The organism is Arthrobacter sp. NPDC056886, assembly GCF_042788715.1.
Taxonomy (GTDB): Bacteria; Actinomycetota; Actinomycetes; order Actinomycetales; family Micrococcaceae; genus Arthrobacter.
Genome location: NZ_JBHUBT010000005.1, coordinates 182,339 through 197,999, shown reverse-complemented (window position 1 = coordinate 197,999; position 15,661 = coordinate 182,339). Strand labels below are relative to the sequence as shown.

The following is a 15,661-nucleotide window of genomic DNA, read 5'->3' as shown; positions in this document are numbered from 1 at the left end:
CATGGCCCTATTGCTCTACCGTCTCGGCAAGTTCTCCTACCGCCACCGCTGGCTCGTCATTTCCCTCTGGCTCGCCGTCCTGGTGGCCGTCGGCGGCGCAGCGGCGGCCTTCCACGGCACCATGTCCAACAACTTCCAGATCCCCGGCACGGAAACCCAGCAGATGGCCGACAAGTTGAAGCGGGAACTGCCCAAGTCCTCCGGCGGCTCGGCCGGCATCGTGTTCGAGTCCAAGGACGGCCAGTTCACCCAGGCCGGCAAGGACGCGGTCTCGGCCGCCCTGGCCAAGCTGAAGGCCCTTCCCGACGTTCAGGGCACCGTGGACCCGTTCGCCACCCAGGCCCAGCTGGACAAGGCCGTCGCGGACCTTGCCGCCGGCGAGCAGAAGGCGTCCGCGGGCAAGGCGCAGCTGGACGCGTCGGCCGCCCAGCTGGCCGCGGGCAAGTCCCAGCTGGCTGCGGCAGAGCAGCAGATGACCGCGGCCGGCATGTCCGCCGAGGCCATCGACGCCCAGCTCGGCCAGCAGAAGGCCGCCCTCACCGGCGGCCAGGAAAAACTCGACGCCGGGACGAAAGAACTCGAGGCCGGCGCGGCCAAGCTCGCCCTCGCCAAACGCCAGCTTGAGGCCTCGCAGGGCATGCGGTTCGTTTCCGAGGACGGCACGGCTGCGATCGCACAGGTCCAGTTCAAGACCTCGATCAACGGGCTGGCCCCCGCGGTGCGCCAGCAGGTCCAGGACATCGCCCATGGAGTCTCTTCGGCCGGAGTCACCGCCCTGGCCAGCAAGGAAATCACCGAGGACGTCTCGGAGCTGTTCGGCATCTCCGAGATCCTCGGCATTGCCATCGCGGCCCTGGTGCTCATCGTCATGCTGGGAACGCTCATCGCCGCCGGGCTCCCGCTGCTGATGGCCCTGGTGGGTGTGGCAGTGGGCGTCGGCGGCACCTTCGCCCTCAGCGGCGCCGTCGACATGAGTTCCATCTCCCCGATGCTGGCCCTCATGCTGGGCCTCGCCGTCGGCATCGATTACTCGCTCTTCATCGTCAACCGGCACCGCGGCCAGCTCCTGGCCGGCATGGACGGTGAGGAGTCCGTGGCCCTCGCCACCGGCACCTCCGGCAACGCGGTGCTGTTCGCGGGCCTGACGGTCATCATCGCCCTCGCGGCCCTCGTCATTCCGGGACTCCCGTTCCTGGCCGTCATGGGCCTGTCCGCCGCCGCAACGGTGGCAGTCGCCGTCGTCGTCGCCCTGACCCTCACCCCTGCCGTACTGTCCCTGATCGGCCCCAGGCTCATTTCGCGCCGCGTCTGGGCCAGGGCGGAGAAGCACAACGCCGCTCCCGGCCATGAGAGGGAGGACCGTGCCCGCGACGAACGCCGTAGCACCCGCGGCTGGGGTGGCCTCGTCACCCGGCACCCCATCCTGGCGCTGCTGGCCGGTGTCCTGCTGCTGGGCATCGTGGCGCTGCCGGCCAGCCAGTTGCGGCTCGCGCTGCCCGACGGCGGATCCGAGCCCGTTGAGTCTCAGGCGTTCAAGGCCTACGACGTCACCGGCCGCAGCTTCGGCGAAGGCATGACAGGCCCCATCGTGGTGGTAGGCGACTTCCCCGCCGGCCTGAGCGAGGACGAAGCCACGGCAAAGCAGCTCGACGTCGCCGACATTCTCCGCGGCACGGCCAACGTCACGGCCGCAGTTCCGGTGGCGTTGAGCGAGGACCGCCGCACCGCGGTGTTCCAAGTCATTCCGAAGGAGGGCCCGGCCAGCGCCAGCACGGTCAAGGTGGTCTCCGAGCTACGCGCCGAAAAGGACCGAATCAAGGACTCCACCGGTGTCAGCATCGGCCTCACGGGCCAGACGGCCGGCAACGTCGACGTCTCCACGAAGCTCGGCGACGCCCTGCCCCCGTACCTGGGCATCGTCGTCGGACTGTCGCTGATCCTGCTGCTGCTCGTATTCCGCTCGATCGTGGTGCCGCTGCTGGCCACGGGCGGCTTCCTGCTCTCCCTGGCGGCCGCCTTCGGAGCCGTCGTCGCGGTCTACCAATGGGGCTGGCTGGGGAGCGTGTTCGGCGTCGAGAACCCTGGCGCCGTGCTGAGCTTCCTGCCGATCATCCTGATCGGTGTGCTGTTCGGCCTGGCCATGGACTACCAGGTGTTCATAACCTCCGGCATGCGCGAGTCATTCATGCACGGGGAATCGGCCAAGCATGCGGTCCGCACCGGCTTCAGCCATGCCGCGTCCGTGGTCACCGCCGCCGCCATCATCATGGTCAGCGTGTTTGCCGGCTTCATCTTCTCGCACCTGAACATGGTCCGGCCGCTGGGCTTCGCGATGGCCTTCGGTGTCCTGGTGGACGCGTTTGTGGTCCGCATGACGATCGTCCCGGCCGTGATGTACCTGCTCGGCGGCAAGGCGTGGTGGCTGCCCCGCTGGCTGGACCGGATCCTGCCGGACGTCGACGTCGAGGGCGCCAAGCTCCGGCCCGCGGCATCGGCCACCTCATCCGAAAGCGAGCCCGAGCCGGAGGGGGTCGGCGCGCGCTGACCCTCACAGCCTGCTTGTGGGTCGCCCGAAAGCCGAGCTCCCTGAAGCCGCCCGCTGATCGTTCCGATCGGCGGGCGGCTTATTCGTTCGCGCGAGTCGGGACCGGTTGTGCGGCCGTTCGACGCCGGTTCTCTCACCGACGTCGCAACGGGTGGACCACGAACTTTGCCCACCGGCTCCTGCCATCAGAACGGTATTCACCCCCTGTAGGATCTCCGGCATGGAGACTTTCCTCTGGCCAGGCTGTGAGTCCCATCAACGTGAGAACAAGGTCGCCGTTCTTGTGCCAGGTGCGGGGTACAAGGTCGAATCCCCTCTCCTTTACTGGCCTGCAGAACAGTTGAGAGACCGCGGCTGGCAGGTTCAGGCAATTCGCTGGACCGGCGACGATGAACCTGGGGATGATCCCCACGAGTTCGCTGCTCGTGCGGTTCAGCAGGCGTTCGCAGAGTCGCCGCCGGCCGACCATCGGCTGATCGTGGCCAAGTCGTTTGGCACGTTCTCTATTCCTTGGGCGGAAGAGGCCCAAGTGCCAGCTATTTGGCTCACTCCTATCCTCACGGATGACCTCATTCGGCGAACACTTACTGAAACTGCCAAGCCGGATCTGCTGATCGGCGGATCCAAAGACAAGTTTTGGGTACCCGACGCGTTGTCAGAGGCGGCAGCTACGTTCGTTGAAATTCAGGACGCCAATCACTCGTTGGAAGTCCCGAACGACTGGCGCGCCTCCATAGCGGCGCACGTTCAGGTGTTCACTGCCATTGAGCAATTCCTGACCAGCCGCCACCCGTGAACCCACCGCAACAGTCCCCCTCTGGAGCCCGTCAACTAGGCTTGAACGGTGACCCGCCTCATTCTTGCCTCCCAGTCCCCCGCCCGCACCAAGCTGCTCAGCCACGCCGGCATCCGGCACGAGGTCCTCGTCTCGGATGTGGACGAAGACGCCGTCCAGGCCCGCTACGGCGTGACCGATCCGCATGACACGGCCCTCCTGCTCGCCCGGGCCAAGGCCGAGGCCGTGGCGTCCCTGCCTGAGGCGGAGGGCGCACTCGTGATCGGCTGCGACTCGGTCTTCGAATTCGACGGCGAAGCCCACGGCAAGCCCTACACGGCCGACGTCGCCCGCGAACGCATGCTCCGCATGAGCGGCAGCATGGGCGTCCTGCACACCGGCCACTGGCTCGTCGACTGCCGCGACACGGACGGTGACACTGACGGCGAAGGCACGGACGACGGCGCCGCCACCGCACGCGGCACCGGCGCCACGCTGGGCTCGGTGTCCTCCGCCGAAGTGCACTTCATGGAGATGAGCGCCGGGGAAATCGAAACCTACATCGCCACCGGCGAGCCGCTCCAGTGCGCCGGCTCCTTCACGATCGACGGCTACGGCGGGGCGTTCATCCGCAAGGTCGACGGCGATCCCCACACCGTCGTCGGGCTCTCCATCTCCACCCTGCGCGCGCTGCTTGGACAGGCAAATGTGGGCATCACCGAGCTCTGGACCGGCGGGGCCGTGGACCCGGCGGACGTCCGAGCTGAGTAAAGACCCGAGCGAGAGCCGAGTGGGCCCGGAGTGAACCAATTCGCCGCCCTTTGTGGCAACCCTACAAAGGAAGGGTCGTATACGCGCGGAATCCGCAAGTAATATCGGCGGAACCCTCAAAACCGCGCTAGGCTCCCTGAAGGAAAGAAGGAGACGCCTTGTCAGCAAATTCGGAGCAGTCCGCACCCACCGTGCCGGGATCAACACAGTCATCTACAGCCGCGGGCACCCGTCGGCTGACCAAGGTGCTGATCGCCAACCGCGGAGAAATTGCGGTGCGCATCATCCGCGCCGCCCGCGATGAAGGCATCGCCTCGGTGGCTGTCTACGCGGACCCCGACCGGGACGCGCTGCACGCCCGGCTCGCCGACGAGGCCTATGCACTCGGTGGCAACACCGCCGCGGAGTCCTACCTCGTGATGGACAAGATCATCGACGTCGCCCGCCAGTCCGGCGCGGACAGCATCCACCCCGGGTACGGATTCCTGGCCGAGAACGCCGAGTTCGCCGCCAAGGTGATCGATGCCGGCATCACGTGGATCGGGCCCTCCCCCGAAGCGATCTCGGCCCTGGGCGACAAGGTCCAGGCCCGCCACATCGCCGAGAAAGTCGGCGCCCCGCAGGTCCCCGGCACCGCCGACCCAGTCGAATCCGCCGAGGAAATCCTCGAGTTCGTGGACAAATTCGGCCTGCCGGTCGCCATCAAGGCGGCCTTTGGCGGCGGCGGACGCGGCATCAAGGTGGCCCGCACCCGCGAGGAAATCCCCGAACTCTTTGAATCCGCCGTGCGCGAGGCCACCGCCGCCTTCGGCCGCGGCGAGTGCTTCATCGAGCGCTTCCTGGACGCCCCTCGGCACGTCGAGACCCAGTGCCTCGCCGACGCCCACGGCAACGTCGTGGTGGTCTCCACCCGCGACTGCTCGCTCCAGCGCCGCAACCAGAAGCTCGTCGAAGAAGCCCCGGCCCCGTTCCTCACCGAAGAGCAGAACCGGCGGCTCTACGAATCCTCCAAGGCCATCCTCAAGGAGGCCGGCTACCTCGGCGCGGGCACCTGCGAGTTCCTGGTCGGCCAGGACGGCACCATCTCCTTCCTCGAGGTCAACACCCGCCTTCAGGTGGAGCACTGCGTCTCCGAGGAAGTGACCGGAATCGACCTCGTCCGCGAACAGTTCCGGCTGGCCTGCGGCGAGGAGCTCGGCTACGGCGACCCGGAAGTCCGCGGCCACTCGATCGAATTCCGCATCACCGGCGAGGACCCGGGCCGGAACTTCATGCCCGCCCCCGGCACCATCACCCTCTTGAAGAACCCCACCGGCCCCGGCGTCCGCATCGATTCCGGCGTGGAGCAGGGCGATGTCATCAGCGGCAACTTCGACTCCATGCTCTCCAAGCTGATCGTCACGGGCGCCACCCGCACCCAGGCCCTGCAGCGGTCCCGGCGGGCGCTCGAGGAAATGGTGGTGGAAGGCATCCCCACCGTCATCCCGTTCGACCTCGCGGTTGTTACCAACCCCGATTTCGCACCGGCCGACGGCGCGTTCAAGGTGCACACCCGCTGGATCGAGACTGCCTTCGTCAACGACATTCCCGCCTGGACCCCCACCGGCACCGAGGCTGAAGCGGCCGACGCCGGCGACCGCCAGCGCGTGGTCGTTGAGGTCGGCGGCAAGCGCTTGGAAGTCGTGCTGCCGGCGTCGCTGGGCTCGGTCAGCACCACGGGCGGCTCCAAGCCGGCCAAGGTCAAGAAGCGTTCCCGCGGCGGCGGCGCAGCCGCGGCCGCGAGCGGCAACGCCCTGACCTCCCCCATGCAGGGGACCATCGTGAAGGTGGCAGTGGCCGAAGGTGACACGGTCGCCGAGGGCGATCTCGTCGTCGTGCTCGAAGCGATGAAGATGGAGCAGCCGCTCACCGCCCACCGCGCCGGGATCGTCATCGGCCTCGCCGCGGCGGCCGGCGAGACTGTGGCCGCAGGCGCCGTGATCGCCATGATCGAGGACGGCGACGCACAGTAAGCGACAGCGACGGTAGGACTTCATGACGCTGCCGGTCGCGGGCGCGCCTCTAGCGCCTCCGTGACCGGCCAGTAGAGACTTGGAGTGTGAAGCCATTCCTGCTCCTCGCCTCCCGCGCGGAAGACACCGCCGCCGAGGACGAATACCGCGCCTATCTTCGCTACTGCGGGCTCAAGCCGGAGCAGCTGCACCGGATCCGGATGGAAGCCGCCCCGCTGCCCGACTTGGAGCTGTCCGACTATTCGGGCGTCATTGTGGGCGGCAGTCCCTTCACTTCCAGCGACCCGGCCGAGCACAAAAGCGCCGCCCAGCACCGGGTGGAGCGTGAACTCGCGGGGCTGCTGGACCGGATTGTGGCAGAGGACTTCCCGTTCCTCGGCGCCTGCTACGGTGTCGGCACGCTCGGACTGCACCAGGGCGCCGTGATCGACCGGACGTATGGTGAAGGGCTCGGCGGCGTAACCATCAAACTGACGGCGGAAGGGCTGCAGGATCCCCTTCTGCGCGGACTGCCGGAGACCTTCATTGCCTTCACCGGCCACAAGGAAGCCTGCACCGTCCTGCCCGCCCACGCGGTGCTCCTGGCGAGCTCAGCCGCCTGCCCGGTGCACATGTTCCGGATCAAAACCAACCTATACGCCACCCAGTTCCACCCTGAGCTCGATGCCGAAGGGCTCGTGACAAGGATCGATATTTACCGCCACGCCGGCTACTTCCCGCCGGAATCGGCCGAAATGCTCATGGAAGACGCCCGGCGGTTCACCGCGACGGAGCCGATGAAAATCCTGCGGAACTTCGTGGAGCGCTACGCGAGCTAGCCCGTGCCGCCGTCCCGCCCCGCGCGCATTCCCGCCCGGCTGCCGGGCCCGTCCGGGCCCCCCGGTTGCCGGCCCAGCCCGTACCCCGACGCTCCTGCCCGGTTCCTTTCGGGCATTCTTCCACCGACACGGAAATGCCCGGCGTGTTCGAGGAACACACCGGGCATTTCTGTCAGCAACTGGGCTGGAGCGTCAGGCTACGTTGTTCTCGTAATCAAGATCGCGGGTTTCCTTGCTCACGAACAGGGCAATCAGCGTCAGCACGGCCATGGCGGCGAGGTAGACACCCACCAGCGCCGGGCTGCCCTTGCCGACTTCCCAGAGCCAGACGGCGATGAACGGAGCCACGGCCGCACCCAGGATGCTGGAGAAGTTGTAGCTGATGGCCGAGCCGGTGTACCGGACGTTGGTCGGGAACAGCTCCGGCAACAGCGCACCCATGGGCCCGAACGTCAGGCCCATGAGGGAGAAGCCGATAATCAGCAGCGCCATGGTGCCCACGAATCCGGCGCTGAACAGCGGGACGAACAGCAGGCCGAAGGCCAGGATGCCGGCCGTAACGACCATGAGCATCTTGCGGCGGCCGAACTTCTCGGCCAGGGGACCGGAAACCAGGGTGAAGATGCCGAAGAACACGACGCCGACAATCAGCATCCAGAGGAAGTCGTTGCGCGTGTAGCCCAGACCGGGGACGAACGCGGCGGCCGCGGCCTCGGTCATCGGCTTGCCCGCCTTCTCGGCTGCGGCCTTGGCGGCATCCAGGCTGGAAGCCCGGGTTCCGTAGGTCAGCGTGAACGTGGTCATCAGGTAGAAGAGCACGTAGGTGGCCAGCATGATGAACGTGCCCAGGATCAGGTGTCGCCAGCTGCCCTTGATGACCCGGGCGAGAGGCAGCTTGGCGACCTCATTGGATTCGATGACCTTGGTGAACGCCGGGGTTTCGATCAGCTTGAGCCGGACGTAAAGGCCGATGATCACCATGACAGCGCTGAGCAGGAACGGCACGCGCCAGCCCCACTCCATGAAGGCCGTCGGCGACAGGGTGTAGCTGAAGACCAGGAAGATCACGTTGGCGATGATGAAGCCGATCGGGGCCCCCAACTGCGGGAAGGTGCCGTAGATGGCGCGCTTGTTCGCGGGGGCATTCTCGGTGGCCAGCAGTGCCGCACCGCTCCATTCGCCACCGAGGGCAAGGCCCTGGAAGAAGCGCATGACGACCAGGAGGGCCGGAGCCCAGAATTCCCAGCCTTCCACCTTCGCGGTCGGCAGGCAGCCGATCAGGAAGGTGGCAATGCCCATGGTCAGCAGCGAGGCCACGAGGGTTCCCTTGCGGCCGAACTTGTCGCCGAAGTGGCCGAAAACGATCGAGCCGAGCGGACGGGCGATAAACGCCACGCCGAATACAGCGAAGGATGCCAGCAGCTGGGCGGTCTCGTTCTGCGCCGGGAAGAACAAGGAGGGGAAGACCAGCACGGCAGCGGTGGCGTACACGTAGAAGTCGTAGAACTCGACGGTGGTGCCGATCAGGCTGGCGACAATCACGCGGCCGCGCGAGTTCACCTGCTTGGTGGACCCATGCTCCGCGGAGGTTGCAGTGGATGACATGTTGTAACGCTTTCAGGTAGACCGGTCGGATGTTCCCCCTGGGCCCGATGCCCGGGGCCGCCGGCTAGGGATTCGTATATGTCTGATGTTAGTTCCCACCGTCCAGTCAATGGACAAATAGTCCGTTATTTGGACGCCGTGTCGTCGTCTCACGTGGTGGTCGTCACACCCATTCTCACACCGTCATAAAAGCCCCGATAGGCAAAAGTCACAGCGCGTTAATAAACCGCGACTGTCCCGGAAACGCGGCATCCCTACCTTTGAAGGGACAACACCCCCCAAGGAGGTCTCCCAAGTGACTGCTGAACGCACCGCCGAAATCGGCACCGCAGATGCCGGCGCCGCCCGCACCGGCGCCCTTACCCTCGACCACCGGCCCGGCCGCTGGATCGCCAACTGGGATGCAGAAAACAAGGAACAGTGGGAATCGGCCGGCCGCTCCATCGCCCGGCGCAACCTGAACTGGTCCATCTTCGCCGAGTTTCTGGGCTTCGTGGTCTGGCAGCTCTGGTCGATTGTGGTGGTACAGCTCCCCGCGGCCGGCTTCACCTTCAGCACTTCGGAAATCTTCTGGCTGATCTCCATGCCCAGCCTGGTGGGCGCCACGCTGCGGATCCCCTACACGTTCATGGTCCCCCGCTTCGGCGGCCGCAACTGGACCATCGTCTCGGCCCTGCTGCTGCTCATCCCCTCGATAGGCCTGGCAATGTGCGTCTCCAACCCGGAGACCCCGTTCGGCACCATGCTGCTCGTGGCCGCCCTCGCCGGCTTCGGCGGCGGCAACTTCGCCAGCTCGATGGCCAACATCACTTTCTTCTACCCGGCCCGTGAAAAGGGCTGGGCGCTGGGACTGAACGCCGCCGGCGGCAACCTCGGTGCCGCCGTCGCGCAGCTGGCCGTTCCGATTGCCATCACCCTCCTGGCCGCCGGCACCGTGAACCTGCCCGTGGCCGGTCTCATGTGGGTCCCGCTGATCCTGCTCGCCGCCTTCGGCGCCTGGAAGTACATGGACAACCTCACCAGCGCCAAGGGCGATGTCGCTGGCTCGCTCGCCGCGCTCAAGGAACCGCACCTGTGGATCATGGCGCTGCTGTACATCGGCACCTTCGGCTCGTTCATCGGCTTCGCCGGTGTGTTCCCCAAGCTCATCAAGGACTACTTCCCGGCTTTCTCCTCGATCGGCGTCGGAACCGTAGCCCTGTCCCTCGCCTTCCTCGGCCCGCTGGTCGGCTCGCTGGCCCGCCCCTACGGCGGACGCATGGCGGACCGCATGGGCGGCGCCCGGATGACCGTTTCAGCCTTCGCCGCCATGGCCGTCATCACCCTCACCATGATCTGGACGCTGCCGCTGAAGAACTTCTGGCTGTTCCTGGGCCTGTTCCTGCTGCTCTTCACCGCCAGCGGCTTCGGAAACGGTGCCACCTACCGGATGATCCCCATCATCTTCGCCACCTCAAGCCGGGCAGCAAAATCAGGCGCCAGCACGGTAACCACCCAGCGGCTCGCGTCCTCGGCCCTGGGCCTGGTCTCGGCCATCGGCGCCTACGGCGGATTCGTCATCCCGCAGGTGCTCAACGCCTCGAACTCCGCCAGCGGCTCCTACACCCCGGCGTTCTACGGATTCGTGGGGGCCTACGTCCTGATGCTGGCCGTCTGCTGGTTCTTCTACATCCGCAACGCCAACCGAAATGCGATGGGACACGTCTAACATGACCAAAAGCGCCGACACGCACTGCCCTTACTGCGCCCTGCAGTGCGCCATGACGCTCACATCTCCAGCGGCTCTGACCCCGGCTGTCCAGCCGGGGTCAGACCCCGTGACGGAACAAGCTGCACCCGCCGTCGCCGCGCCGCTCCTGACAGTCGCCGGACGGGATTTCCCCACCAACCGCGGTGGCCTGTGCCGCAAGGGTTGGACCTCCGCCTCACTCTTGAACCACACCGGCCGCGTCACGGAGCCGCTGCTGAGGGGCGCCGACGGCGTCCACCGCCCGGTCAGCTGGGACGAGGCCCTGACACGGATCGTCGCGGCCGTGAAGCAGGCCCGCGCCGGGCACGGGCCGGACGGCGTCGGCGTGTTCGGCGGCGGCGGCCTCACCAATGAGAAGGCCTACCAGCTGGGCAAGTTCGCCAGACTGGCCCTGGGCACCTCGCGGATCGACTACAACGGCCGGTTCTGCATGTCCTCGGCCGCCGCAGCCGGCATGCGCGCATTCGGCCTGGACCGCGGGCTCCCGTTCCCGCTGGCCGACCTCGACGCCGCCAGCACCATCCTGATGCTCGGCTCCAACGTTGCCGAGACCATGCCGCCCTTCGTCCAGCACCTCCAGGGGGCGCGCGACGCCGGCGGGCTGATCGTCGTCGACCCGCGCCGCTCCGCCACCGCGGCGTTCACTTCCGACGGCGGCGGCCTGCACCTGCAGCCGCTGCCCGGCACCGACCTCGCCCTGCTGCTGGGCATCTCCCACGCGGTGATCCACGAAGGCCTCGCCGACGCCGGGTACATCGCGGACCGGACCACCGGGTACGAGGCCATGGCCCGCAGTGTCGGAAGCTTCTGGCCGGAACGGGTCCAGTCGATCACCGGCGTCCCCGCCGGGCTGATCCGTGAAACCGCCCGGCGGCTGGCCGACGGCGCCGGCAAGGGCGGCAGCTACATCCTCACCGGCCGCGGCGTCGAACAGCACGTCGACGGCACTGACACCGCCACGGCTGCCATCAATCTCGCCCTCGTGCTGGGCCTCCCGGGCTCGGCGCGCAGCGGCTACGGCACGCTCACCGGGCAGGGCAACGGCCAGGGCGGCCGCGAACACGGCCAGAAGGCGGACCAGCTCCCCGGCTACCGGAAGATCACCGATCCCGCCGCCCGCGCCCACATGGCAAAGGTCTGGGACGTGCCGGAAACCCTCATCCCGGGCCCGGGCCTGCCCGCCGTCGAACTCCTCAAGTCCCTTGGAGAGCCCGACGGCGTCCGGTGCCTCTTCGTGCACGGCGCCAACGTGGCTGTGTCCGCCCCGGACGCGAACGCCGTGATCGCGGGCCTGCGCAGCCTGGACTTCCTGGTGGTCTGCGACTTCTTCCTCTCCGAGACCGCTGCCGAGGCGGACCTGGTCCTGCCTGTCACGCAGTGGGCCGAGGAAGAAGGAACCCTGACCAACCTCGAGGGCCGCGTGCTGCGGCGCCGCCGGGCCCTCACTCCCCCGCCCGGGGTCCGCAGCGAACTGTGGATCATGACCCGGCTGGCCGAATTGCTGGATGCGCCGTCCACGTTCAGCGAGGACCCTGAAACCGTGTTCGAGGAACTTCGGCTCGCGTCCTCCGGCGGCCTGGCCGACTACTCCGGGATCGACTACGCCATGCTGGACCGCGGCGAGGCCGCCTACTGGCCCTACCCCGCCGGAAGCGACGGAACGCCGCGGCTGTTCCTGGACGCCTTTGCCCACGCCGGCGGCCGTGCGGTGTTCACGGCGGTGACGCCCCGACGTCGTACGCCATCTGCCGGCGCGGCCCCGGTGGCCGCTGCGGAACGCACCGGCCACGGACCTTCCGCTGCGGATCGCGCCGGGACGCCGATGACCCTGATCACCGGCCGCCTCATGGAGCATTATCAGTCCGGCGCGCAGACCCGCCGGGTGGCCGCGCTGGCCGAAGCCCAGCCCGAGGCGCGGCTGCAGCTGCACCCCGCCGCGGCCGCCGCCCAGGGCATCGCCGACGGCGACTACGTCTCGATTTCCAACGAACGCGGCGTGGTCAGCTGCCGTGCCGAGCTGAGCACGGACATCCGGCCGGAGACGGTGTTCCTGCCGTTCCACTTCCCGGAACTCGAGAGCGCCAACCGGCTCACCGAGGCCGCCACGGACCCCATTTCCGGGATGCCCGAGTTCAAGACCAGCAAGGTGTGGATCCGCCCGGCGGTTTCCGGAGGCGCTGTCTCCGGGGGCGCGGCCGGCAATCGCAGCGGTGCTTCAGCCCGCGTTCTTCAAGCAGAGGAGACCTCATGACTGAGCGGATTGTGGTGGTGGGCTTCGGGCCCGTCGCCGCGCGGCTGATCGACGAGTTGCTGCCGGCCGTGCGCAGCGGCATCGCGCATCTGACGGTGATCGGCGAAGAGTCCGAGGCGGCGTACAACCGCGTGCTGGTGGCCGATCTTGGCGTCGGCCGGACCACGCCGGCCGCCCTGGCCCTCGCCGACGCGGCAGCGCTGGTGGCCGACGGCGTCGATGTCCGGCTGGGTGTCCGCGTCCGCCGTGTGGACCGCGCCCGGCAGCGGGTTTTGCTGAGCGACGGCACCTCCCCCGGCTACGAGCGGCTCGTCTTCGCCACCGGTTCGCGCCCTGTCATCCCCAACCTCACCGGGCTCAACCCGGATCCCGCCGCGCCGGTGCTGCCGCCGGGTGTGACCGCCCTGCGGGATCTCCGTGACGCGTCCGAGCTCCATTCTGCGGTGGCGGGCGGCAAGCGCGTGGTGGTCCTGGGCGGCGGCGTGCTGGGCCTGGAGACGGCCCTGGCCGCGGCCGAGGAAGGTGCCACGGTGACCGTCGTGCACAACGGCCCGCATCCCCTGGGCCGGAACATCGACCGCGGCGGCGGCTCCGTGCTCGCGGCTTCCTTGCGGAATTGCGGCGTGCGGGTGGCCGGCAACGCCCGCTCTGTCGGCGTGGAGCACAACGCGCCCGCCGGCGGTTTCTCGGCCCTGCTGCTCGATGACGGCTCCGCGATCGACGGCGACCTCCTGGTGCTCTCCTGCGGTGTCCGGCCCCGGACCGAACTGGCGGAAGGCTGCGGGCTCTCCACCGCCGCCGGAATCTTGGTGGACCACAAGCTCCGCGCCCACCACGAGCCCCACATCTTTGCCATCGGCGACTGCGCCGAGGTCCGCTGCCCGGATCCCGAGTGCGTTCAGTGCCGGACCGCGCGCGGCCCGTCCGGGCTGGTGGGGCCGGGCTGGCGGCAGGCCGAATGGCTCGCCGACTATCTGACCCTGTTGGCCTCCGGCGCCGACGCGGAGGCCGAGTCCCTGCCGTCCCTTCCCGCGGAGCTGCCGGGCGTGATCGTGCTCAAGGCCCGCGGCATGAACATGGCCGTGGCCGGGGATGTTTCCGCGGACCCGTGGGACGACGAAGCCCTGACCGCCGGGGCCGTGAACGGCCGGGCCAGGCTGCAGATCGCCCAGTGGGCCGATCCTGAGCACGGCCGCTACGTCAAGATGACCACCCGCGCCGGCGTGCTCGAAGGCCTCGTGTCTGTGGGCATGCCACGCACCTCGGCCGAGCTGGTGCAGCTGTTCGAACGCGGCGCCGAACTGCCCGCGGACCGCTCACTGCTGTTGCGCCTGGACGGGCCGGACCAGGCCGCCTCGGCTGGCGCCGTCGACCCTTCCCGGACGGTCTGCAGGTGCGCAGGCGTCAGCGGGACGGCCATCGCTTCTGCTGTTACGGAGGGCTGCGGCACCGTGCCCGAGGTATCCACGGCCACCCGAGCCGGCACGGGCTGCGGCGGCTGCCACGACGACATCAAGGGGATCATCGAGGCCCACTTTCAGGGGGCGGTTGCCTGACCCTTCGCCGGGGCAGGCGCTAAGCCCTTAGCTGCCCAGATTTCCGGGGGCGCTGAATGGAAAGTAGGCTTACGATGTAAACGGCGGCACAGTTTGAGAGGACGAATCCATTGGAAAAGAACGGCAGCAGCGAAGACGGCTTCATAATTCCGGACCCTTCGAAGATTCGGGAGGACATTCCGGGCGACGCCGGCGATGAGGCCAACGTGATCCGCTTCAGTGAAGAGCAAGCCCTCATCGAGGAACAGGCTCACGGCATCCGGCCGGAGCGTTACGACGTTCCCAGCGGCGGACCCACCATGGCGGAAGCGCGCGGGAACATGGTTCTACCCCCCGAAGACGCGGAAAGCTCTCCCTCCAGCGACAGCAGCGACGACGGCCTTCACGGCGGCGCTGAAGAGTAGTTCCGCGGTCTGCCGAGCGCTCCGGCACCCCCTTCGGTGAAACTCAACGCCAGCCCACCGGCGCGGCCGAGTCACCCCTTTGTGGACACCGACCCGGCGGGGTCCTACTGCGCTGCGTTGTCGAACTTCTCCTGCCACAGGGCATGCTCGCGGCCCGCGTCCAGCCGGCGGTTCGGAGTCCACCTGGGCAGATATTCGGGCGCGGGCAGCTCGCGGGCAGGCTTGGGCCTGGACTTGGGCTCAGGCCGAGTCTGGACAGGCTTGGGTTTAGGACGGGTGGTGACAGGCTTGGCCACAGGCCGGGTCTGGACGGGCCTCCGGGGGTAGTTCGGCTTGGGGTCGGCCAGCGTCCAGTTGACCACGGCTCGCATGATGAGCACGAGCACCCACAGGACGAGCCCTGCCAAGATGTATTGCCAAAACACGACCAGTAACAAGATGGCCAATAGCACGAAGATAAACATGGCGACATTATGCATATGCGACACGCCCGGAGGTAGGGGCCTTACTCCCTGATCGCCCGCACGGGAGTTGCCGTCCGCATGGTCCTCCCCCGTGTAATCCGCTTCTCAGCTGGGCACCGGCGCCCGAGCTACCTGTTTGTGGACCCTCTGCCCGGCGGAGCAGGCCTTACCGCAATAAGCTGTCGAACAGCTTCTGCCACTGCGCGTGCTCGCGGGCGGCGTCCGCCCGGCGACCGGCATTCCACCGGCGCATGTGGTCCTCGGGTTCGGGCTTGGGCTCCGGCCTGACCGCCGCAGGAGGAGGAGGATAGGCCCGCTTGAGTTCTTTCCGCGGTGCCACGAGGTTTAGGTAGTCTTCCTGCCGCAGCCCCAGGCGTGTAGTGGGTGCGGGCGGCGCCGGGGCAACCTCGTCCGCGGTAAGGCGCCTGTACAAGGTCGCAAGACCCAAAAAGGCGAAGAAGGCGATGGTGAGGACCACGCCCAGAAAGATTGCGAGCAGGGATGCCAAAACCACCATGCTGAAACTCGCCCTCCAAGCCCCCTCAAAGGATTAATGCCTCATTGTCCCACCTGAGACCGATACCCAACCAGACCCGTTTAGGCCCTTTCTGATTGCACGGCGGTACCGGTAACTCTGCAGGGCATACCGGAGCATGGAGCAGTCCGCGGAAGCCCGAGTTGACCGCGCTCCTCCAGCAACGCACCCGGCC

The 15,661-nt window shown here is 67.7% G+C and carries 12 protein-coding genes; 9 read left to right on the top strand and 3 right to left on the bottom strand.

All coding sequences use genetic code 11. From position 1 onward, the window contains the following. The first annotated feature begins 1 nt into the window (after position 1). From ACFRJ8_RS10690 to ACFRJ8_RS10670, 5 genes are all read left to right on the top strand, one after another. Positions 2-2,545 (top strand): MMPL family transporter, encoded by a 2,544-nt coding sequence (locus tag ACFRJ8_RS10690; RefSeq protein WP_377986079.1) that lies wholly within the window; start codon positions 2-4, stop codon positions 2,543-2,545. 220 nt (positions 2,546-2,765) lie between these two features. Continuing rightward, positions 2,766-3,341: a hypothetical protein gene (locus ACFRJ8_RS10685; RefSeq protein WP_377986078.1), complete on the top strand. Its 576-nt coding sequence runs from the start codon at positions 2,766-2,768 to the stop codon at positions 3,339-3,341. A 48-nt stretch (positions 3,342-3,389) separates the two neighbouring features. Continuing rightward, on the top strand, positions 3,390-4,091 hold the full coding sequence (locus ACFRJ8_RS10680) for a Maf family protein (RefSeq protein ID WP_377986077.1): 702 nt from the start codon (positions 3,390-3,392) through the stop codon (positions 4,089-4,091). 158 nt (positions 4,092-4,249) lie between these two features. Then, positions 4,250-6,103, top strand: a complete 1,854-nt coding sequence (locus tag ACFRJ8_RS10675; protein WP_377986076.1) for a biotin carboxylase N-terminal domain-containing protein — start codon at positions 4,250-4,252, stop codon at positions 6,101-6,103. Between the two features lie 86 nt (positions 6,104-6,189). After that, positions 6,190-6,921, top strand: a complete 732-nt coding sequence (locus tag ACFRJ8_RS10670; protein WP_377986075.1) for a glutamine amidotransferase — start codon at positions 6,190-6,192, stop codon at positions 6,919-6,921. Between the two features lie 192 nt (positions 6,922-7,113). On the opposite strand, the gene ACFRJ8_RS10665 is transcribed toward ACFRJ8_RS10670, so the two are convergent. Then, positions 7,114-8,526: an MFS transporter gene (locus ACFRJ8_RS10665; RefSeq protein ID WP_377986074.1), complete on the bottom strand. Its 1,413-nt coding sequence runs from the start codon at positions 8,524-8,526 to the stop codon at positions 7,114-7,116. A gap of 295 nt (positions 8,527-8,821) precedes the next feature. Here ACFRJ8_RS10665 and ACFRJ8_RS10660 point away from each other — a divergent pair, with 295 nt between their 5' ends. The 4 genes from ACFRJ8_RS10660 (at position 8,822) to ACFRJ8_RS10645 (ending at position 14,487) form a co-directional block, all read left to right on the top strand. Next, positions 8,822-10,234 carry an MFS transporter gene (locus tag ACFRJ8_RS10660; RefSeq protein ID WP_377986073.1) on the top strand — a complete coding sequence of 471 codons (1,413 nt, stop codon included), beginning with the start codon at positions 8,822-8,824 and terminating at the stop codon, positions 10,232-10,234. A 1-nt stretch (position 10,235) separates the two neighbouring features. Beyond that, on the top strand, positions 10,236-12,527 hold the full coding sequence (locus ACFRJ8_RS10655) for a molybdopterin oxidoreductase family protein (RefSeq protein ID WP_377986072.1): 2,292 nt from the start codon (positions 10,236-10,238) through the stop codon (positions 12,525-12,527). Further along, the gene (locus ACFRJ8_RS10650) at positions 12,524-14,083 is read left to right on the top strand and encodes an FAD-dependent oxidoreductase (RefSeq protein WP_377986071.1); all 1,560 of its coding nucleotides are present in this window, start codon (positions 12,524-12,526) and stop codon (positions 14,081-14,083) included. The genes ACFRJ8_RS10655 and ACFRJ8_RS10650 overlap by 4 nt, the downstream gene beginning before the upstream one ends. A 110-nt stretch (positions 14,084-14,193) precedes the next feature. Beyond that, the gene (locus ACFRJ8_RS10645) at positions 14,194-14,487 is read left to right on the top strand and encodes a hypothetical protein (RefSeq protein ID WP_377986070.1); all 294 of its coding nucleotides are present in this window, start codon (positions 14,194-14,196) and stop codon (positions 14,485-14,487) included. A gap of 104 nt (positions 14,488-14,591) precedes the next feature. Here ACFRJ8_RS10645 and ACFRJ8_RS10640 read toward each other — a convergent pair whose 3' ends face one another. Together ACFRJ8_RS10640 and ACFRJ8_RS10635 are read right to left on the bottom strand one after the other, a co-directional pair. Further along, positions 14,592-14,951 carry a hypothetical protein gene (locus ACFRJ8_RS10640; RefSeq protein ID WP_377986069.1) on the bottom strand — a complete coding sequence of 120 codons (360 nt, stop codon included), beginning with the start codon at positions 14,949-14,951 and terminating at the stop codon, positions 14,592-14,594. Positions 14,952-15,117: 166 nt separating this feature from the next. Beyond that, positions 15,118-15,468, bottom strand: coding sequence for a hypothetical protein (locus ACFRJ8_RS10635; protein ID WP_377986068.1), 351 nt, complete (start codon positions 15,466-15,468; stop codon positions 15,118-15,120). Between the last annotated feature and the right edge of the window lie 193 nt (positions 15,469-15,661).